Annotated in this window: 27 protein-coding genes; 2 read left to right on the forward strand and 25 right to left on the reverse strand. The window is 60.2% G+C overall.

What is annotated here, in order from left to right:
- Window position 1 precedes the first annotated feature (1 nt).
- The 3 genes from CQ002_RS04355 to CQ002_RS04365 form a co-directional block, all read right to left on the reverse strand.
- Complete coding sequence (locus CQ002_RS04355) at window positions 2-364, reverse strand: diacylglycerol kinase (RefSeq protein ID WP_012722527.1); 363 nt, start codon at window positions 362-364, stop codon at window positions 2-4.
- Window positions 365-439: 75 nt separating this feature from the next.
- Entirely contained in the window at window positions 440-1,090 is a 651-nt protein-coding gene (erdR, locus tag CQ002_RS04360; protein WP_003189050.1) for a response regulator transcription factor ErdR, read from the reverse strand.
- 254 nt (window positions 1,091-1,344) lie between these two features.
- Entirely contained in the window at window positions 1,345-2,064 is a 720-nt protein-coding gene (locus CQ002_RS04365) for a tRNA-uridine aminocarboxypropyltransferase (protein ID WP_034102441.1), read from the reverse strand.
- Between the two features lie 179 nt (window positions 2,065-2,243).
- On the opposite strand from CQ002_RS04365, the gene CQ002_RS04370 reads away from it, so the two are divergent.
- Both CQ002_RS04370 and CQ002_RS04375 read left to right on the forward strand, forming a co-directional pair.
- A complete protein-coding gene (locus tag CQ002_RS04370) occupies window positions 2,244-2,684 on the forward strand; it encodes a PA3611 family quorum-sensing-regulated virulence factor (RefSeq protein ID WP_034102440.1) in 441 nt (146 codons plus the stop codon).
- A gap of 381 nt (window positions 2,685-3,065) precedes the next feature.
- Window positions 3,066-4,178, forward strand: a complete 1,113-nt coding sequence (locus CQ002_RS04375; protein ID WP_034102439.1) for a TIGR00730 family Rossman fold protein — start codon at window positions 3,066-3,068, stop codon at window positions 4,176-4,178.
- Window positions 4,179-4,241: 63 nt separating this feature from the next.
- Here CQ002_RS04375 and recX read toward each other — a convergent pair whose 3' ends face one another.
- The 22 genes from recX to CQ002_RS04475 form a co-directional block, all read right to left on the reverse strand.
- Window positions 4,242-4,709: a recombination regulator RecX gene (recX, locus tag CQ002_RS04380; RefSeq protein WP_098465881.1), complete on the reverse strand. Its 468-nt coding sequence runs from the start codon at window positions 4,707-4,709 to the stop codon at window positions 4,242-4,244.
- A gap of 8 nt (window positions 4,710-4,717) precedes the next feature.
- The gene (gene recA / locus CQ002_RS04385) at window positions 4,718-5,776 is read right to left on the reverse strand and encodes a recombinase RecA (RefSeq protein WP_003189042.1); all 1,059 of its coding nucleotides are present in this window, start codon (window positions 5,774-5,776) and stop codon (window positions 4,718-4,720) included.
- Between the two features lie 84 nt (window positions 5,777-5,860).
- The gene (locus CQ002_RS04390; RefSeq protein WP_034102437.1) at window positions 5,861-6,361 is read right to left on the reverse strand and encodes a CinA family protein; all 501 of its coding nucleotides are present in this window, start codon (window positions 6,359-6,361) and stop codon (window positions 5,861-5,863) included.
- Between the two features lie 82 nt (window positions 6,362-6,443).
- Window positions 6,444-6,944: a lysis system i-spanin subunit Rz gene (locus CQ002_RS04395; protein WP_105163105.1), complete on the reverse strand. Its 501-nt coding sequence runs from the start codon at window positions 6,942-6,944 to the stop codon at window positions 6,444-6,446.
- On the reverse strand, window positions 6,932-7,489 hold the full coding sequence (locus tag CQ002_RS04400; RefSeq protein ID WP_105161732.1) for a glycoside hydrolase family 19 protein: 558 nt from the start codon (window positions 7,487-7,489) through the stop codon (window positions 6,932-6,934). The genes CQ002_RS04395 and CQ002_RS04400 overlap by 13 nt, the downstream gene beginning before the upstream one ends.
- A gap of 21 nt (window positions 7,490-7,510) precedes the next feature.
- Window positions 7,511-8,521 carry a contractile injection system protein, VgrG/Pvc8 family gene (locus CQ002_RS04405; RefSeq protein WP_105161731.1) on the reverse strand — a complete coding sequence of 337 codons (1,011 nt, stop codon included), beginning with the start codon at window positions 8,519-8,521 and terminating at the stop codon, window positions 7,511-7,513.
- A gap of 9 nt (window positions 8,522-8,530) precedes the next feature.
- On the reverse strand, window positions 8,531-8,743 hold the full coding sequence (locus CQ002_RS04410) for a tail protein X (RefSeq protein ID WP_069022034.1): 213 nt from the start codon (window positions 8,741-8,743) through the stop codon (window positions 8,531-8,533).
- On the reverse strand, window positions 8,736-9,119 hold the full coding sequence (locus CQ002_RS04415; protein WP_069022032.1) for a phage tail protein: 384 nt from the start codon (window positions 9,117-9,119) through the stop codon (window positions 8,736-8,738). Before CQ002_RS04415 ends, CQ002_RS04410 begins: the two co-directional genes overlap by 8 nt.
- The gene (locus CQ002_RS04420) at window positions 9,119-10,255 is read right to left on the reverse strand and encodes a glycine zipper domain-containing protein (protein WP_105161730.1); all 1,137 of its coding nucleotides are present in this window, start codon (window positions 10,253-10,255) and stop codon (window positions 9,119-9,121) included. Before CQ002_RS04420 ends, CQ002_RS04415 begins: the two co-directional genes overlap by 1 nt.
- 6 nt (window positions 10,256-10,261) lie before the next feature.
- Window positions 10,262-10,387, reverse strand: coding sequence for a hypothetical protein (locus tag CQ002_RS28435; protein WP_010212704.1), 126 nt, complete (start codon window positions 10,385-10,387; stop codon window positions 10,262-10,264).
- The gene (locus CQ002_RS04425; protein ID WP_105161729.1) at window positions 10,384-10,956 is read right to left on the reverse strand and encodes a phage tail assembly protein; all 573 of its coding nucleotides are present in this window, start codon (window positions 10,954-10,956) and stop codon (window positions 10,384-10,386) included. The genes CQ002_RS28435 and CQ002_RS04425 overlap by 4 nt, the downstream gene beginning before the upstream one ends.
- Before the next feature lie 51 nt (window positions 10,957-11,007).
- Window positions 11,008-11,514 carry a phage major tail tube protein gene (locus tag CQ002_RS04430; protein ID WP_069022024.1) on the reverse strand — a complete coding sequence of 169 codons (507 nt, stop codon included), beginning with the start codon at window positions 11,512-11,514 and terminating at the stop codon, window positions 11,008-11,010.
- On the reverse strand, window positions 11,514-12,680 hold the full coding sequence (locus CQ002_RS04435) for a phage tail protein (protein ID WP_105161728.1): 1,167 nt from the start codon (window positions 12,678-12,680) through the stop codon (window positions 11,514-11,516). The genes CQ002_RS04430 and CQ002_RS04435 overlap by 1 nt, the downstream gene beginning before the upstream one ends.
- A 2-nt stretch (window positions 12,681-12,682) precedes the next feature.
- Entirely contained in the window at window positions 12,683-12,856 is a 174-nt protein-coding gene (locus CQ002_RS28280; RefSeq protein WP_164403681.1) for a hypothetical protein, read from the reverse strand.
- Window positions 12,857-12,947: 91 nt separating this feature from the next.
- Window positions 12,948-13,373, reverse strand: coding sequence for a phage tail assembly chaperone (locus tag CQ002_RS04440; RefSeq protein WP_234010398.1), 426 nt, complete (start codon window positions 13,371-13,373; stop codon window positions 12,948-12,950).
- 12 nt (window positions 13,374-13,385) lie between these two features.
- Window positions 13,386-14,816 (reverse strand): phage tail protein, encoded by a 1,431-nt coding sequence (locus CQ002_RS04445; RefSeq protein WP_234010396.1) that lies wholly within the window; start codon window positions 14,814-14,816, stop codon window positions 13,386-13,388.
- Complete coding sequence (locus CQ002_RS04450; RefSeq protein WP_105161726.1) at window positions 14,817-15,446, reverse strand: phage tail protein I; 630 nt, start codon at window positions 15,444-15,446, stop codon at window positions 14,817-14,819. It abuts the gene before it with no gap.
- Complete coding sequence (locus CQ002_RS04455; RefSeq protein WP_105161725.1) at window positions 15,443-16,438, reverse strand: baseplate J/gp47 family protein; 996 nt, start codon at window positions 16,436-16,438, stop codon at window positions 15,443-15,445. The genes CQ002_RS04450 and CQ002_RS04455 overlap by 4 nt, the downstream gene beginning before the upstream one ends.
- Window positions 16,435-16,767 carry a phage baseplate protein gene (locus CQ002_RS04460; RefSeq protein WP_034102423.1) on the reverse strand — a complete coding sequence of 111 codons (333 nt, stop codon included), beginning with the start codon at window positions 16,765-16,767 and terminating at the stop codon, window positions 16,435-16,437. The genes CQ002_RS04455 and CQ002_RS04460 overlap by 4 nt, the downstream gene beginning before the upstream one ends.
- 9 nt (window positions 16,768-16,776) lie before the next feature.
- A complete protein-coding gene (locus tag CQ002_RS04465; protein WP_034102422.1) occupies window positions 16,777-17,388 on the reverse strand; it encodes a phage baseplate assembly protein V in 612 nt (203 codons plus the stop codon).
- A gap of 3 nt (window positions 17,389-17,391) precedes the next feature.
- The gene (locus CQ002_RS04470; RefSeq protein WP_034102421.1) at window positions 17,392-17,907 is read right to left on the reverse strand and encodes a hypothetical protein; all 516 of its coding nucleotides are present in this window, start codon (window positions 17,905-17,907) and stop codon (window positions 17,392-17,394) included.
- Window positions 17,908-17,928: 21 nt separating this feature from the next.
- Window positions 17,929-18,273 (reverse strand): phage holin family protein, encoded by a 345-nt coding sequence (locus CQ002_RS04475; RefSeq protein ID WP_034102420.1) that lies wholly within the window; start codon window positions 18,271-18,273, stop codon window positions 17,929-17,931.
- Between the last annotated feature and the right edge of the window lie 218 nt (window positions 18,274-18,491).

An 18,491-nucleotide genomic window follows, 5' to 3' on the forward strand; every position in this document is an offset into this window, starting at 1 on the left:
GTCAGACCAGGATCACGGCCCACACCAGGGTAATCATGGTCAGCGCAACGAACTGCGCGGCGCTGCCCATGTCCTTGGCGTTTTTCGACAGCGGGTGGCGGTCCAGGGAAATACGGTCGATCGCCGCTTCCACTGCCGAATTGAGCAACTCGACGATCAATGCCAGCAGGCACACGGCGATCAGCAAGGCCCGCTCGACGCGGCTGACATTCAGGAAAAAGCTCACCGGGATCAGGATCACGTTGAGCAGTACCAACTGGCGGAAGGCTGCCTCGCCGGTGAACGCTGCGCGCAGGCCATCCAGGGAATACCCCCCAGCGTTGAAGATACGTTTGATACCGGTTTGACCCTTGAAAGGCGACATAGATGTAGGCAACTGAACCAAAGGAGTGGGGAAACTAGATCACGCAAAGTCAAAAAAGCGTGAACCGGTGACAGCTTAGTGCTGCGAAATTGACTCAAGTTGTTGCAAGAGCAGCGCCGCCTGGGTGCGCGTGCGCACGCCCAGCTTGCGGAAGATCGCCGTCACGTGGGCCTTGATCGTCGCTTCCGACACGCTCAGCTCGTAGGCAATCTGCTTGTTCAGCAAGCCTTCGCAGACCATGGTCAGCACCCGGAACTGCTGGGGCGTCAGGCTGGCGAGGCCATCACGGGCGGCCTTGGCTTCGTCGGACACGTTGATTTCTTCAAACGCCTGCGGCGGCCAAGACACATCGCCGTCCAGCACGGTACGTACCGCTTTCTGGATATCTTCCATCGCGCTGGACTTGGGAATGAAACCGCTGGCACCAAACTCCTTGGAGCGCACCACCACATCGGCTTCTTCCTGGGCCGAGACCATCACCACGGGGATTTGCGGGTATTGCCCACGCAGCAGCACCAGCCCGGAGAAACCGTAGGCACCAGGCATATTCAGGTCGAGCAGCACCAGGTCCCAGTCGGATTTTTCGGTGAGGCGGGCTTCCAGCTCGGCAATGCTGGCCACTTCGACCAGGCGCACGTCCGGGCCAAGACCCAGGGTCACTGCTTGGTGCAGCGCGCTGCGAAACAGCGGGTGGTCATCGGCTATCAGGATTTCGTATGTGGCCATTGATTAAATGATCCTGTTTTTTATGGCAGCCCTGATGGGTTCAGGGTTCACCGGTACACAAGGCGACAGCCAGGCAGCCATCGCCACAGGGCACGCTCGACGTCAAAAGCACCTGGAACGACATCGAAAAAATTCACGGTTGCACCCCAATCGGCGCTCAGCATGCCCAGCGTAGCCTGGGGGGTCAAGCACTACGCCCACGGGCATTTTAGCGGCGTGCGAGTTTAGGGTGCCATCATGCAAACGTCGTCTGGCTATACCGCCGGTATATAGGGCGCAAGACGAGTATGGACGATGTCCGTCGGGTCCAGGGGTAACTGGAACTTGGCCGCCAGGTAATGGGTGCTGAACACGTCCAGGTAGGCATCCAGTACTTCGCAAGCGGCGAGATCATCTGCCAACTCAAGGCACAGCGCGGCGACTTCGGCGGTACAGAAATGATCGTCGCGCTTTGAGCGGCGCAGCTTGTAGCGTGACAGCTGTTCCGGCGCCAGGCTGAGTACCGGCAGTTGCTCCAGGTAGGGGCTTTTGCGGAACATCTTGCGCGCCTCGCTCCAAGTGCCATCCAACAGGATGAACAGCGGGCGCTTGCCCTCCTCCACTGTCACTTCGCTGACTACGCGCTCAGGGGCGACGAATTCGCCGGGGAACACGATATAGGGCTGCCACTGCGGGTCGGCCAGCAAGGTGAGCAATCCGGGGTCGACCTCAGTGCGCGACCAGGCGAACGCCGTGGTGTCGGCGATGACATCGGCGATCAGCCAGCCGGTGTTGCTGGGCTTCATGGGCTCGACGTCGTGCATCAGCAGGCACATGGCGGATTTCGCCGCGACGCTCGGTCGCCACGCACACAGGCAGTACTCGGGGATCACCCGGCAGCCTGGGCAACGTTCGGCGCGCGAGCCACGGTTGAGGAACGGCCGGACGGCGCGGGCCAGGCGCTGGGTGCGCAGGCGGGAAACGGCATGGCTCATCGCAGGCGCCGTTGGGACGGGTCAATCGACACGGTGAAAACTCTTGGAAGGCTAAAGAGGCCGCAGTTTACCAGCGATACGCCTGGCTGTAGTGGCAGAGGCTCACCTATAATTGCGCGCCACTGAACGCACGGCGCAGTGGCTGGTCTATGCACCAGTAACCGAATCAGGAGAGTTTCATGCTGCGTTCCATGCTGCGTTTTGTCGCCCCATCCGTCGCCCTCGCGCTGGTATTGCCCGTGTGCGCCCAGGCGGCCTCGCTGCTGGAGGCCCAAATGAACAGGAAGCTGCAAAGCGTCGCGGCCGAGAGCAACAAGGACCTGCCCCGGGAAATCGACGAAAAAACCCTGGAAGTGGCCTACACCGTAGAAGGCATGCAACTGATCGATCACCTGAGCGTCTTGCCCGACCGCGCCGAGCAGATGCGCGCCAACCCAAAGGCCGTGTATTTCCAGCTCGGCCAGAGCGTTTGCCTGAACAAAGGCTACCGCGAACTGATGGCCAAGGGCGCGGTAATGCGCTACGAAATCACCGAGAACAAGACCAACCGCCCTGTGGCCTCGGTGAAGTTCGTGGAAGCGGATTGCCCGGCACCGGCTGCGGCGAAGAAGAAAAAGTAATCGTTGCCTGACCCTCGCGCGCTGCTGTCCAGTGGCGCGCACGCCCCCCCCAGCGTCATCTCTGCGTAAGCGGCTAAACTCCTTGATGAGTGACCAATAAGCGGTTGCCAGCCAAGGGTTTTTCGGCCCATGATCAAGCTATCCCAATCGCCCGTTCACCACGGTTTTCACGCCGTTCCGTAACATTTTCAGGGCAAAAGAGGGTTGCCCTCCTGCAACTTGCAGTGCAAAAGTTTTTTAAATCACAAGGAACATACAGAGGCCGTTTGCCGCCCGGCGAACATGTGCAATGCCTTGGGCATGCAGCGACACATGCAGTGTCGCGGCCCCCGGACGAATTTCTCGCCGCAGGCCCTGCCTCTGTGAAGAAGGAGACGTTGAATGCCTTACGAACCGAACGACAGCCTGCTCCGGCATTTTGAAGATAACGGCGCCGACCTCACGCAGCAGGTCGAAGCTCAACTCCAGCTGATCGCCCCCAACAGTCCGAATATCCCGCTGTATCGCGACATGATCCTCACCGTGCTGCGCATGGCCCAGGACGACCGCAACCGCTGGAACGCCAAGATAACCCTGCAAGCCATCCGCGAACTGGACCACGCTTTCCGCGTACTGGAACAGTTCAAGGGCCGCCGCAAGGTCACGGTGTTTGGCTCTGCCCGCACGCCAGCAGAGAGCCCGCTGTACGCCCTGGCCCGTGAAGTCGGCGCAGCCCTGGCGCGCTCGGACCTAATGGTGATCACCGGCGGCGGCGGTGGCATCATGGCCGCCGCCCACGAAGGCGCAGGCCTGGAACACAGCCTGGGGTTTAACATCACCCTGCCGTTTGAACAGCATGCCAACCCAACCATCGATGGCACTGAGAATCTGCTGTCATTCCACTTTTTCTTTACCCGAAAGCTGTTCTTCGTCAAGGAAGCCGATGCACTGGTGCTGTGCCCAGGCGGCTTCGGCACACTGGATGAAGCGCTGGAAGTCCTTACCCTGATCCAGACCGGTAAGAGCCCCCTGGTACCCGTGGTGTTGCTGGACGCACCAGGCGGCGGGTTCTGGCAAGGCGCCCTGGACTTTATCCGCAGCCAGCTGGAGGCCAATCGCTACATCCTGCCCACCGACCTCAAGCTGGTACGCCTGGTGTACAGCGCAGAAGAGGCGGTGGAAGAGATCAACCAGTTTTATGCCAACTTCCACTCCACTCGTTGGTTGAAGCGTGAATTTGTAGTGCGCATGCATCATCCGCTCAGTGATCGGGCATTGGCCCATCTACAAAGTGAGTTCGCCAGCTTGCGGCTGAGTGGAGAGTTCCAACAACTGGCGTATACCGGCGAGGAACATGATGAGCCGAAGTACAGCCATTTGACGCGCTTGGTGTTCAATTTCAATGGTCGCGACCAGGGCCGGCTGCGGGAGTTGGTCGACTACATCAACCTGCCGGAGAACTGGGCGCAGGCACAGGGGAAGGCGCAGCAACGGGTGGCACCGGAGCCGGCGTAATTTTTTGCGGGCAAAAAAAAAGACCCACTATTTTCATAGTGGGTCTTTTGTTTTTTAGCTAATTCAGTCGTCCATACCCCGACCGCTCAACAAGCGACTGATCATCTCCATCGAAAAACCACGATAACTCAGGAATCGACCCTGCTTCGCACGTTCCCTGGCATCAATCGGAAGATGGCCAGAAAACTTGCGACGCCAGGTCTCCTCCAGCTGCGCCTGCCAACTGATACCGCACTCACGCAGGGCAAGGTCGATATCCGCACGTTGCAGACCGCGCTGGCTTAATTCTTCACGAATACGCGCCGGGCCGTAGCCAGAGCGGGCTCGGTAGGAGACAAAACTCTCGAGGTAACGGGATTCGGAAAGCAGCCCTTCTTCCGTCAAACGGTCGAGGGCCGTTTCGATCATCTCGGGCTCCGCGCCGCGCTGACGCAGTTTACGCGTCAGCTCGACTCGACCGTGCTCGCGGCGAGCGAGCAGGTCCATCGCAGTGCGCCGAACGGCGACGAGTGTATCCAGTACAACAGTCATCGTTTGGTTCAGATATCAGTGTCAGCTTCTTCCACTTCTTCAACCGGCTCACGGTTGGCGGCAGCTTTCACGTCTGGCGCTGCGGTGAGCAGCTTGTCACGGATCTGCTTCTCAAGCGTGGCAGCGATGTCCGGGTTGTCCGCCAGGAACTTGGCCGAGTTGGCTTTGCCCTGACCGATCTTGCTGCCGTTGTAGGCATACCAAGCGCCGGACTTCTCGACGAAACCATGCAGAACGCCCAGGTCGATCATCTCGCCATTCAGGTAGATACCCTTGCCGTAGAGAATCTGGAACTCGGCCTGACGGAAAGGCGGGGCCACTTTGTTCTTCACGACTTTAACGCGGGTTTCGCTACCGACAACCTCGTCACCTTCCTTCACCGCGCCAGTACGGCGGATATCCAGACGGACCGAAGCGTAGAACTTCAGCGCGTTACCACCGGTGGTGGTTTCCGGGCTGCCGAACATCACGCCGATCTTCATACGGATCTGGTTGATGAAGATCACCAGGCAGTTGGCGTTCTTGATGTTACCGGTGATTTTACGCAACGCCTGGGACATCAGGCGGGCTTGCAGGCCCACGTGCATGTCGCCCATTTCGCCTTCGATTTCAGCTTTGGGTACCAGGGCAGCCACGGAGTCGACCACGATCACGTCGATGGCGTTGGAGCGCACCAGCATGTCGGTGATTTCCAGGGCTTGCTCACCGGTGTCCGGCTGGGAAACCAGCAGGTCATCGACGTTAACGCCCAGCTTACCGGCGTATTCAGGGTCCAGTGCGTGCTCGGCGTCGACGAACGCACAGGTGGCGCCCATTTTCTGCGCCTGGGCAATCACCGACAGGGTCAGGGTGGTTTTACCGGAAGATTCAGGACCGTAGATTTCAACGATACGGCCTTTTGGCAGGCCGCCAATGCCGAGCGCGATGTCCAGACCCAGAGAGCCAGTGGAAATAGCCGGGATCGCCTGACGGTCGTGATCGCCCATACGCATTACGGCACCCTTGCCGAATTGACGTTCGATCTGACCCAGGGCCGCAGCCAAGGCTTTCTTCTTGTTGTCGTCCATTAAAGTCCTCACGTAATCAATAAGGCCTGGTCGGCCAACACCTGTATAAGTAGACAGTATTGTTCCACAAAGATCGGAGATCGCCTACCCCTGATTGTCTATTTCTGCTGCAGCTCGTCGCAACAACCCCTCTAACGCGGCCTTTACCGTTTGTCGGCGGACCTCATCGCGGCTGCCAGGGAAGTGTTGCAGCTCGGCGGTCAGCTCCTCGCCAACGCCAAAGGCGAGCCACACGGTGCCCACCGGTTTGTCTGGCGAGCCCCCATCCGGCCCCGCCACGCCACTGACCGCCACGGCAAATCGCGCCAGGCTTTTTTCCTGTGCGCCACGGACCATCGCCTCCACCACTTCCTGGCTGACCGCACCCACTCTTGGAAACAACGCTTCCGGCACATTCAACTGCCGGGTCTTCTGGCGGTTGGAATAGGTAACGTAACCCGCCTCGAACCAGGCCGAGCTTCCCGGGATCCGCGTGATGGCTTCCGCGATACCGCCACCGGTGCAGGACTCGGCCGTGGTGACATGGGCGTTGAGCACCTGCAGGCGGCGACCCAGTTCAGCAGCCAGTTGAGTGATTTCCTTCACGGTCGTCTCCAGAAGTGGGGGGGGTGTTTGCCTACCCTACAGGAGCAAATCGCGCATGCAAGCGACAGACTGGAACAAGAGATTAGCGGGCGACCGCGCGCACGTAGGCCTGGCAAGCGCGCAAGGCAATCAGGGCGTTATCACCGTCGTCGGTGATGCCGATAATTCGCTGAGCATGCGCCGGGTCAAGTCGGGCTCGCGGGGCTGCATGAACCACGCTGCCGGCGGGGGCGGGGGTTGGCAGTGAACAGCCACTGGCGGCGTCGGAAGCGTCGAGAAGGACTGACAGCCGCACATCAGCAGTGGCCAGGCGGTCACGCAAAGCCGCTTGATTACGTTGCGCATCGCTCAACTCCCGAGCATGTTGTTGATCACTGGCATTGAGCTGTTGCTCCAGGGCCTGCCGTTTGGCCTGTTCGGCCTGTTGTTGATGCACGCTCGCCTGGCTTTGCTGAAAAATCGCCTGAGACTGCTCAGCCGATTGTCGCTCAAGTTGCGCGCCATAACGCCAAGCCTGCACCTGCCAGACCAGTGCCAGCAGCAGGCAGACGCCGACCAGGCGGCACGCCCCTAGGACGTGCATAACACCGCCTTCGCCCGCGCCCATAGCCGCAGCCGATCCTCCAGCCCATTGAGCCCTCCATTAATGCGCCGAGTGATGGTGGTGAACTGGTCCTTGTCAGCGAGTTCATTCAACCCGTTGCTCTGCCAGAACCAGGCCGCGGACTCACACGCCCATTGCGGCTGCTCCAGCAGTTCAGGTTGGCACAGCAGGCGTTCGTCGCCAAACAGTGCTCGGCTGCAAACCAGGTAGTTGCGACGCCCGGTGATCTGGATAAGCCCCCTGCCCCGGTACTTCTGGCCATCACCATCGGCTTCGGGGGTGTTGCCCAGGCGTGCGGCCAAGGTGCCGGTGTCGTACTTGCCGAGGTACTGATCGCTGCCGAGTTCGCGCAGGTAACGCAGCTCGCCGGATTCGTGGGCGATCTGGGCGATGAATGCCGCAGCGCGTTTCGCAGTATTGATGTCACTGCGAATGAGCGCCGCATTTAAGGCGGTTAAAAAAATGCCCGCTCTATGGCGGGCTCCAGGCATCACTTCAAGCAGTTGGGGCAGCGATATGACCATTGGCTTTACTCTTGAAAGTGTCTACACCGACAACCCACCCGCCGTAATCGTGCTGCGATACCCCGTTACCGGGTCGCCAACATGCACCACCTGCGTCATCGACCATCGCCCCTGCATGTAGGACGGCCAGCTCTCATCCAGCCGCACCAGCCCTTCGGCGGCCAGCAACGGGTTACCCGGGCAATCGATCACCAGTTTCAGACCTTCACGCCCCACACGGCGCAGTTCACCTTCTGCAACCGCGCGGGCTTCGGCTTCGTTCTGGCAGCGTTGGCGCAGGGTTTTGAACGGGGCAATCCCGACCTCAACCACCCGCTGCTTACAGGCGGCGGCATCCCACCAGGTAACGCGGCTCCCCATGTATTTCGAGCGGGTTGTTTCGTCGAGCGTGGCGGTGATAAACGCCTGGTCACCTGGGCGGTTGTCTTGGGTGACAGTCAGTGTGACTTCCGGCAGCAGCTTGCCGGAAAGCGAGGTGGTCTTCCCGGCCTCCGCCAGCACGTACAACTCGTTGAACGGCTTGGCGACCGCACTGTAGCGCTTGGCAAGGCGGGTAATGAACGCCATGTCGCTTTCATTGGACTGGTCGATATGCGCAATCGCAATAGCGTCCAGCGCCGGCGCCATACGCGGTGAGTAACCGTGGCGACTGACCAGTTGGCGGAACACAGCCCCCAACGTCGTAGGCCCGTAACTGGCGGATCGGCGCTGGCGATAGCCGCTCGCGTCCACCCTGCTGAAGGGTGCTGCCGTGGCCACGATCGTCAAGCGCATGGGAAACAGCACGGGGGTTCGTTGATTGATGACGAACTCGCCTTTTTCCACCAACCCCGATTCCAGATAACCGACGCGCAAACCGATCTTGCCGCTCAGGCTGGGCAGGCCTTCCAGCCCTTCGATATTGAGGGTCAGCTCCAGCCGGTCGGCCTGAATACCGGCAGCGTCGGTGTGGCGCCAGTGCATCAGGCGTTGATTGAGCAGCGCCGCGTTGGCGCCGTAAAACTCTACTATTGGCGTGAATCCCTGTGCCATGCAGCCTCCTTAGTCCCAGGCCAAAACAGGTCGTACCGCACCCGGCCGCAATTGCATTTCCGGAACGACGACCCACACGCCGGCCGGCAGTACCGGCCCGTATTCGGCGAGCTCGGGATTCAAGTGCCAGAGGGTTTCTTCCGCCGCGTCATCGCAACGGCCCAATTCGCGGTAGAGCAGCAGGTTGACCGAATCACCAGCAATACTTCGCACTCTACGCATTGACGAACTCCTCCAGTTCAAGGGTCCAGGCCATGACCATCGCGGTGCCGTCATCGATGACCTTACTCTGGGTTTCCACCACCGAATTGATCCTCCACAACCCCCAGTTACGGCCAATGCCATCGACCAGGGGCAGCGGCACTCGCACATTTTGCAGCGCGCGCAATTCGTCCAATCGCTGCATGCCGACGCCGTACATGGCCGTGCCGGCAAAGGTGAGTTTTTCCAGCTTCTGACCGCTCTGCCGCGACTGAGGCTTGCTGGCAATTATCGCCAGGTCGCTCCAGCCGCCGTCATTGGTTCGCACCAACGAGGAATACGCAAACCCTCGGGACAAGCCAAAAATAAAGTCACCCAGTACCATTTGCTGTCGCATCAATCACCTCCAGAAGGATCGGCCAGTGCTGCGTTACGACGCAGTCCAAGGGAATCCGTAACCATCGGCATGCATTGGAATTGCAACGCCTGGATCACTTGATTGACCACCAACTGGGCGTCGGCCGGGTTTACGCCAGTGATCTGGATGCTCGGGGCGATGCTGACCTGCACGCTGTCTGCGCGCGCACTGTTGAGCTCCTTGCTGACCGCATTGGGTGCAGGCAGGCGGTCAGGCAAGCCGAACAGTTTGTCACCCATCCAGGCGCCGGCCTCACTGCCCAGCAGGCCACCGATTACGCCGCCGACCGCGGTGCCGACGCCGGGGAGAACCAGGGTGCCGATGGCTGCTCCGGCGGAGGCACCTGCCCAGGCACCGCCTGCAGTGCTCAGGCCCCCGGCGACGGCATGTGAATCGCCGTTGCTTACGCCCTGGATGACGTCCACCGCAGCTTCTGCCGTTCTCAATGGCGCGAGCCGCCGAATACCAACGGATTCGAGTTTTGCGAGGGCATCTTTAAGCGCGCTGCTGGCAACGCTTGGCGGGGCGGGCGCGGGGCTTCTGGCACCGGCAAAGAATTGAAAGCCCTGCGACGGCGCCCCTGCATGGACACCCTGTTGCGAGCCGCCCGGAATAAGGCTTTGTGTTTGAGGAGGACCAGAAAGTGGTGCCTTGGGCCTGCTGTTTTTTTTGCGGCCTTTGAACTGCTTTACAGCCCCGTCGAAAACCAGATCAATCAGTTTTTCAACAATCTTGTCCCTGGCCGTATCCAACAATTCATCCCCGGCGGATTTGTCAGCAGCAGGCACTGGGCCAGTCGACTCCTCTTTCAACGCGCTTGTTTGCGTATTGGCACTTTTAGGCGATAAAGAATCGCTGCTGATAAACAACGTACTGTTGAGCGTCTCCAACGTTTCGCGCAGCCGCACTTGCTCCTGGGTCAACGCGTTGATATCCACGCTGAGCGTGTACAGCGCAGAGCGCAACGCCAGCTGCGGCTGCGAAGAAGCCTCCAGGCTTACAGGTGCCACCGCGCTCTTGGAAAACGGCGCCAATACGTTGCCGAGATCCGCTTCGCCGAGCATCCAGCGGAAGTCCTCCTGGGCGAGCCGTATCCCATATCTAGTCTCTTGCATCCCGCTCTACTCCTGTTTAACGCCAAGGCGAGTGATCGCGATGTCGTAGCGGCGCAATGCTTTAGCGGCGTCCCAGTCGAGGATCTCCGCTTCGTTTACTGAATAAACCAGCGGCACCACATCGAGGATCACTTCGATGTCGCGTTGCGAAAGAAGGCCGCCGGTTGATTTAAAAAATCGTCGATGCGCTCCTGCAATTCGGTCCAATCGGGCACGGTCAGGCCGGCGAGATCGGGAATCATCAGACCGGTGCAGTGAGCCGTGATGAACTCGGCGCGCTGTTTGTTGGTGGCGAGTTTTTTCATCACCTTGGTGGCGCGCAGGGCAGGCATTTCCAGGGGCAGTTCGGTAAGGGTGCGGCCGGCAGCGTCGAGGGGCAACAGCAACTGCACCGGCTGGTCGTGGGCGGTTTCCTGCTGTTCGCCCAGGAAGAACGATGCAGGACGTGTCGACATCTCATGTACGTATTGGGCGATGGTCACGTAGTCCGGGCGTTTGAGTTGATCGAGTTCTTTTTCCGACAGGCCGGTGGCGAGTTTCGCCAGCTCGAAGAACTGGTCGTCCTCGTCATCACCGGCCCGGGCCAGCGCGTCTTTTTGCGCGGCGTAGTACAGCGGCTTGAGTTGCACCTGCTCGATCGTCACGCCGGTATCGGCGCTGATCGGGGACAGCAGGCGGTGCAGCGGTGGCATCCAGGCCATGGGGCAATTCCTTGATGAAGTAATGGGGCGAGCAGGCCCGCCCCGGTGGGCTTAAGGCATCAGCACGGCACGGCGGGCGTCGCCCAGAATGTCGACGCCGTTGAGCACGAACTTCTGGGTGCGCACGTCGATGTCGATCACCGAAATACCGTTTTCCAGGCGGTTGTAGGTGCGGCAGGACAATTCCAGGGTGGTGGTGGCCTTGTCGCCCATCTTCAGCTTCGCCTCGGCCAGGGATTTGAGCTTGCCGCCGACGGTGTGGTAGGTGAAGTAGGTCTTGCCGTCCTGGTCCTGGCCGGCTTCGCGCACGTTCAACAGAATGTCGTCACCCAGACGCACGCCCAGCGCCAGCATGATTTCCGGGCCGGCGCCTTGCAGCACTAGCGTGGCGCCGAGCACCTTGCCGCTCTTGGCCATTTCTTCGGCGATAAAGCGCCCACCGGACATGGGCTCCATGTCGAATTCAATCTTCGGCGGGGTAAATTCCTCTACGGTCGCGGACAACGGCAGGCCTTGGAGGGTGGCCGCAATGGCCTGTCTTACACGGTTGGTAAACATTAGAGAACGTCCTCCAGGAACTGCTCGATGATTTCATCGCGGGCATTGAGTTGATAAATCATGTGTTCGTTCGGCGCGTATCGGCCGTAGTCGATGACGATGTACCAGGTGCCGTTCTTGTACTTCTCGACACTGTTCAGTTCCGGGTGCAAGTACACGCTGCCACCGGGAATGGTTTCGTCGGCGACCAGGGTTTGCAGCCAGTCGTTGATGCGCTTGACCTCCTGGTCCATGAAGGACTTGGTGAGGTTCTTGGCCATGGCTTTCTGGCCGGCCTTGACCAGCTTGCGGCTGATCGCATCTTCAAGGCCGACATAGCTGATGAACTTGCCGGTGATAGAGCGGTTACCCAGCAGCGAGAAGCCGCCGAGAATGGTGCGGGCGTAGTAGCTCACGCCGTAGCGGTTGAGCAGGTCGCCTTCGGTGGAGGTGTCGAGGATGTTGTACTCGACCACGCGGGAAACGTCCTCGGCGAACGTCACCTGATTACCCGGGCTCTCCCATTGCTTGACCTTGGCCAAGGCGGCGATGGCCAGGGACGATGGCGCCAGGAACACGTTTTTCTTCGCCGCCTTGGAGTACACCGACGGCATGTTGTGCACCAGCAGGCAACGGTCGAAGCCGAGATCGGCACCGCCCAGTTCGCCGCTGTAGGTCACTTGATCGGCGACGGTTGCGTCTTTGCCATCCAGTACCACACGGGCCTTGATGCGCTTGCCGAAGGAGGCGAACTCACCGGCCACGGCCTTGGTGCCGGTAAAGCCAGGAGCGCCAATGATGGTCAGGTCTTCCGGCACGCTGGCCAGCGCGGCCAGGCCCAACTTGCGGCCAGTGACCGGCTCATCGCCGCCGATCACGTTGTTGATCGTGTCAGCCGGAGTGGCGCCCTCCTCCACGATCACCACGTAGACCGGCACCTTGACCACTTTCAGGATCTGGTACACGGCATGAAACAGGGTGCCAGTCTCCGCACCAGTAGGGTCCAGCAGCGCCTGGGTGGTGAAGCTGTTAATGCGCAACGGCGCGTTTTTCGGGATCGACGCATGGGCATTCGGCGCAGTGCCGACCAGGCCGATAACGTTGTCGCCAAGGCCACCCATGGCCTCGGGGGATTCAGTGGCATTCACGGTGATGCCGTTGTGCTCGAAGTTCAGAACCTCAGCCATGGTTAGTCAGCCTTCTTGGGGGTGGGGTTAAGGACGCTGGTCAACTCCAGGCGGCCAGCGGTGCGCAGGGCGGATGCTTCGACGTCCAGGAGGTCCAGCTCCTGGCCGGCGACAGACCAATGGCCAGCGCCGGTGGGGAATGGGATGAGGACGGTGTAGGTTTGGCGGGTGGGCATGAGAGAGAATCTCCAGGCGAAAAAAAACCGCGGGAGCGGTTAGAGGGTGAAGTGCTTAGCGGAACACAAAACGTCCATGAGCTCGGGGCGTTTATTGGGTGTGGTCTCCGATCCATGTTGGTGTGACCGGACGATATTCGATGTTCGGGAAATTGGGGGATTGCGGCCAATCGCGCAGGGCCTGGGTGTAAACCAGCAGTTCTTTGAACTGCTCGCTTTCCAAGGTTGCATCAGCGCCAATTTCCTGTTGATCACGATGACGCTCGCGCAACCACATAACCGAAGCCAGCTCTGCATCGCGCCACTCACGTTCAATTGCAGATGGGTCAGGCTCTACGGGTGGTATATCGGCCAAGTAAGGAAGACCGTTTTCATCATGACTTCTGATTTTTCCAAGTGAGGCATTTCCAATGACGGAGCGATACAATTCCTCGCTGATTTCAATCGCATCATCAGGAATATCCGCGTGCATTCCTTTCAGATAAGTGCTGCCGGTTGCTTTGCTATAAAGACGCACAGTAAATCCCCCTTAGTGTCCGATTGCATGCCAATAAAACCCTTTCGGAACCCCGACTCCACCTACATAGTTCTGGATGTAAGCGTTAAAGCTGGGCGATGAAACACTGACAATTTGTGGGCCGGAATCAATGTTCCCGTCGACGTCAGGGTTGATCGGAACAGCAACTAAAGAGCGACAGGCTGTAGGAAACGCAAGTGGAAAAGGCACGGTCACTCGACCGTCGAGCACCGTGGCAGCTGCTAGCCCCCATTGAATGATCAAGCCCCCCAACCAGGTTGGAAAAGCGATATAGCCGTTAGCGGCCAAACTGATCGAAAAACCGAAACGTAGCTTTTTGGGCGTGACAATAACCGCGTCATTCAGGCTATCGAGCATGTGCGCATCGGTGGCAATCTTAGCTGTACCCGGATTAGTCTCCGTTGCCTGAGCGGCAAGAGAGGCCAACGCGGCGATGTCGATATTTCCTCGGTTGATCGGGGCGTTCCAGGCTTTTATGCACCACATCACTGCCAGGTTTCGCGGGCGTGTTTCTGCCCCACCTGCCACCCCCGTAATACGGCCTGTTTGCGAAGTTACGTCACTTTGAGCGGCGATTGTGTCAGACACGCTGTTGGGCGTCCCGCCGCCTTGCATAGTGTCGTAGTCGTGCGAATGGCTTTTGAACTGATCGCTCTGGTAGCTACCCACTAAGCGCCCCGCATCAATTCCACGCCCATGGTCCCAACCACGCAAAAACTCACCACGCGATTCCGGCAGTCGAAAGTTCCCTACCCCTTCATCACCCTTATTGAAAACTGAACCAAGAAAACTCGCCAAATCGGGATACGCAGCAATACTCTTGACGCTACCGTCAACTTCCAAAAAACCCACCGGGACTTTGTCGATTGGAAACGCAAATATCGACCCCACCGGCAACGCCGAAGCCTTGGCAACTATCGCCTCAATCTCAGCCTTGGAATACGTCCCCTTCGACAGATAATCCATCACCCAAGCCCGAGTCGCCTTCACCACCGTGTCATCAATCAACAACGTCACAATCGAGGCATTGCTCGTCTCGAAAATCGAGCGAATATAGAACTCTTTCCCGGACCCCGACGTCGCTAACACCGGCTTATACGACTCCGGATACTTGACGATGGCATACAGTATCCCGGTGTCCGTCCACAGCCCGGCCTCTCGTACGTACCAGCCGCCCACATCCGAAGGGATGGTGACTTCGGCCATCAACCAGTTGGCGTTTTTCTCATCTTGAAACAAGGCGTTCAACGGCCCGCGCCAGACTTCGCGTTTCAGCGCTTTTGCGCTGGCATCAGGGTTATAGACGGCGCCGTTACCGTCGCCGACGGAGATTTGCGCCAGTTTGATCGGTATGCCGGCCGCCTTGCAGGCGGTTTCGTAGGCGATCCCCGCGTCGGTGAGCAGGGTGTAATAGTCAGCCATTTAGTGCTCCTGTGGATAAAGGGTGGTGGTTTCGACGGTGTAGAGGCCGGCTGCCAAAAAGGCGCACCCGGAGGCCTCGACGCCTGCCAGCACGTTGGGGTAGATCGTGGTGAGTTCGCCGCACAGGGTGGCCGCGCCAATGCTGTGGCGGCCCGAAGCGCTCAGGCCTACGGAGATCGACAGAATGTCGCGCTCGCTTTTGGCGTCGGCCAGGCGGCGGTCGAGTCGGGCATCGATCGATTCGCTGTAGGGCAACTCGGTCCAGGCCCGTACGGCAAAGCTGTAGGGCACGCCGGGTGGTTGTTGCTCGTACCAGGCGCGCACTTCGGGGCTGAGTTGCAGGCCCTTGGCGGCGTTTTCCAGGGCTTGGCGGGTGCCAGCCTGGCGGGCGGTGGGCCAGGCGAGTTTGACCGTCAGGCGTTTCTCGGCCTCGGGCGCCGTGGCGCTCCATTCGTTCACCGCGCGGTCCGCCGCCAGGTAGGGCAAGGACGCCACCGGCGTGTGATCCGGGTCCATCAACTGTGGGAATGGTGGCTTAACCCGTTCCAGCAAGTGGCCGAAGCCCAGGTCCAGCGCCTTCTCCAACGGTGAGCTGTTGGCAGGCAACAGGCTCGCTTTGGGTTCACTCATAGCGTGCGAACCTCCACTTCCACACCGGTGCAATACGGGGCCTGGAACGCCGTGCTGACAATCGGCGCCAGCGGTTCGAGGATTTGCAGTTGCGCGGCGCCGGCGCTGTGGATGGCGTAGTCGATCCAGCTGGGGTCGACCCGGCCCTCAAGGCGGTGGCAGGAGTCGGCGTAGGTTTGCAGCAGTTTTTGCGCCGCGACTTGGGTCAACCCTGAATCCGGGCCGGCGTTGATCTTGGCCACCACGCGCATTTTGTAATGCTGAATCTGCGCCCCTTGGACAGTGACCAAATCAGTCTCCGGCTTTACATCTGGCCGTGCGAAATGTCGCCTTACACCGTCAAGTAAATCGGCAGACGCCGTGCCATCACCGTCCCTTGAGAGCACAGTGACCATCACCTCGCCGGGGGCCGTGCGTCGACCATTACCGTCCTTGACCCGGGCCGCGTAGCCGTCCGGGTCAAAGGTGTAGCTCACCGTCACCACACCCGGCGTGGCGCTTTGCACCTTGACCGACGGCCGCTCGCCGAGGGTGAACACTTCGCGACGATAGTGCATGCGCGAGCCTGCAGCCGGTGCGTGTGGGGCCAGGTAGTAACGCAGGCGGGCGTCGTCGTCGCTTTCCAGAATCGGCGGCACCGGCGGGAAAGCGGCCGGGTCGCCGGGGTCGAGCACCTGGCGTTCCAGGCCCATGTCGGCCAGGCGTGCATCCAGGTTACTGCCGGTGGCCCACCACGCCAGCATCTGTTTGATGCGGGCGTTGTACTTGCGCTCGTGGGTTTGCAGGCGCACGCAAAACGCTTCCAGGGCCAGGGTCAGCAGTTCGCTTTCGTTGTCGAGGCTGACCTTGAGTTTGGCCGCGCTTTGCGGTGCCCGGGTGGCGACATAGTCAACGACGAAGGCCTTGAACTCGGCCAACAGCGGTTCGAACTCGTCCACTGCAATGATGACCGGTTCCGCCAGTTGGTTCTGGCCAGGGATCAACATGCTCATGTCACGACCTCGAAAGATTGTTGGCGGTTTTTCCAGGTGCCGGCAAAACGCAGCAACAAACCCGCGCCCTGACGGGTGGCAACGATGACCTGGGGTTGAAAGTCGGCGATGCCGTTCTGGGCGTTGTAGAACGCTTGGGCGGCGTGGCTCTGGGCGAGGATCAGCAGATCGTCGCCAAGGTTCTGGCCGAGCAGTTGCGGGATCAACGAGCCGTACAGCGGGCGCTTCTGGCGGGTACCTACAGGGGTGGTCAGCGCTCGGGTAGCACGCTGTACGAATTGCAGCCAGTCATCGACGGCTGCCCCAGTATTCCTCTCGATTCCGATCATGGCAAATCCTTATGCGCGACTGATCACGCGGCCCTGGTGATCCACCAGCGGGCCGCTCAAATGCACGCCGGCAGCATCCAGCAACAAGCCGGTGGGGCCGAGTTGCAGGGTGATGCGCTGGGCATTCATAGTGAGGCTGGCGGCACCGACGTTGACCTCGACTTGCTCGCGGGAGCCGCTGAACGTGGTTGGGCCGTTAACCCAGTTGAACGTATGGGTGGTGTCGTCGTAGTCGCTCTGGGTGCCGTCCTGATGACGACGCCTCGTCAGCGACGCAACACCGGAAACAGGCGGAAAGAGACTACTGTTGAGGCCGAACAACGCCACAGACTGCGTGCCCCCTTCCCCGCCGCCGTAGTTGAGCAGCAGGCACTGCTCGCCCACTGAAGGAATGCGAGTTTCGGTTTGCGCCCCAGCGCTGGGGTTGAAAAACTTGATCGCCGGGCTGAGCAACTCACCGTGGCTGACCTTGCAGGTATTGCTGGCGGCATCGACCTCCTGGCACACGCCAATCCGACAGAAGCTTTCTGCGCGTCGGTACAAGTCTTCGAGCTGGGCTTCCATTTCCGCCAGGCGCTCGACGATCGGTCCCAATTGCATGCGTAGCAGTGCATCGAACATGGACTACTCCTGCAATGGGCGATATTGGTCGGGGTCGTCGATGTTCGACACTTCCCAGGTGCGGGCAAACAGCGGTTTGCCGGTGGGATCTTCGAGCAGCGATGGGCCGAGGTAGAGGTTTTGGCTGAAGGACACGGTCCAGGTGTCGTAGTCCGTTTGCGCCCCGGTCAGCACCGAAGGCGCCGCGACAATCGCGGTGGGCAGGTCGCACTGGTCCGGTGGCAGCCCCCAGCGATTGTCCAGGGCCAGGTCCATCAGTTGGCTGGCCAGGTCGCACGCATCAAAGGGTGCTGCGCCGCTCGCGACCATGGCCTTGAGTGAAACCGACAAGGCATGCGCCTTGCGCCCTGCGAGGGAGCGAACACCTGGACCGTTGCGCTCCACGCTGATCAAGATCCCGGTTTTATCGCCCGTGTCGGGAAAGTCCAGGTGATTGCCTACGCGCAGGTGGGGGAACGCGCGCTTGAGTGCGTCCCCGATCGCCATGGGCAACTGGGAAGGTTTTTCGAGAAATGTCATCTGCTTGCATCCTTGCAGCGGTTACTGCTGATCCGGGCGAGAGGTCGGGGCCTCGTTGACCCCGATGCGCTTGGCCGCCCAGCGTTCATATAGGCCGATGGCCACGTCCGCGCCGGCCATGGCGGTCAGGCAACCGATGGCGCCGGCGGTCCAGATCGACATGCCGGCGGCGTAGCACAGCATCAATGCCGACACGCCGCAGACCATGCATGCCCCGGACCGCAGCGCCAGGCGCCGTACCAGGGACCAACCACGAGCGCCCTCCTTGTCGGCGCGCCACATTTCGCCGGACACCCCGCCGATCAGGGCCAGTACGATCACCAGCCAGACAGGCATTTCCGCTAACGCTTGCTGCTCGTTTGTCATGTCACGCCTCCTGGCTGAGCACTACCGGCAAAAGGCCGGCTCTTGGGTAAATCCATTTATAGGTCGGCATTCCAAAAAGCCCGGTTGCCCGGGCTTTTCAGTAATGATGTCCTCGGTCTTTCGGCGCTACTGGCGCGGTACGGACCTTTCCTCAATGTTTTTCCGACCACGATCCCTGTCTGCCGGATAACTGCTTCTGGTGCTTTACGCTGCGCACC

The organism is Pseudomonas sp. MYb13 (genome assembly GCF_002980075.1).
Classification (GTDB): Bacteria; Pseudomonadota; Gammaproteobacteria; order Pseudomonadales; family Pseudomonadaceae; genus Aquipseudomonas; species Aquipseudomonas lurida.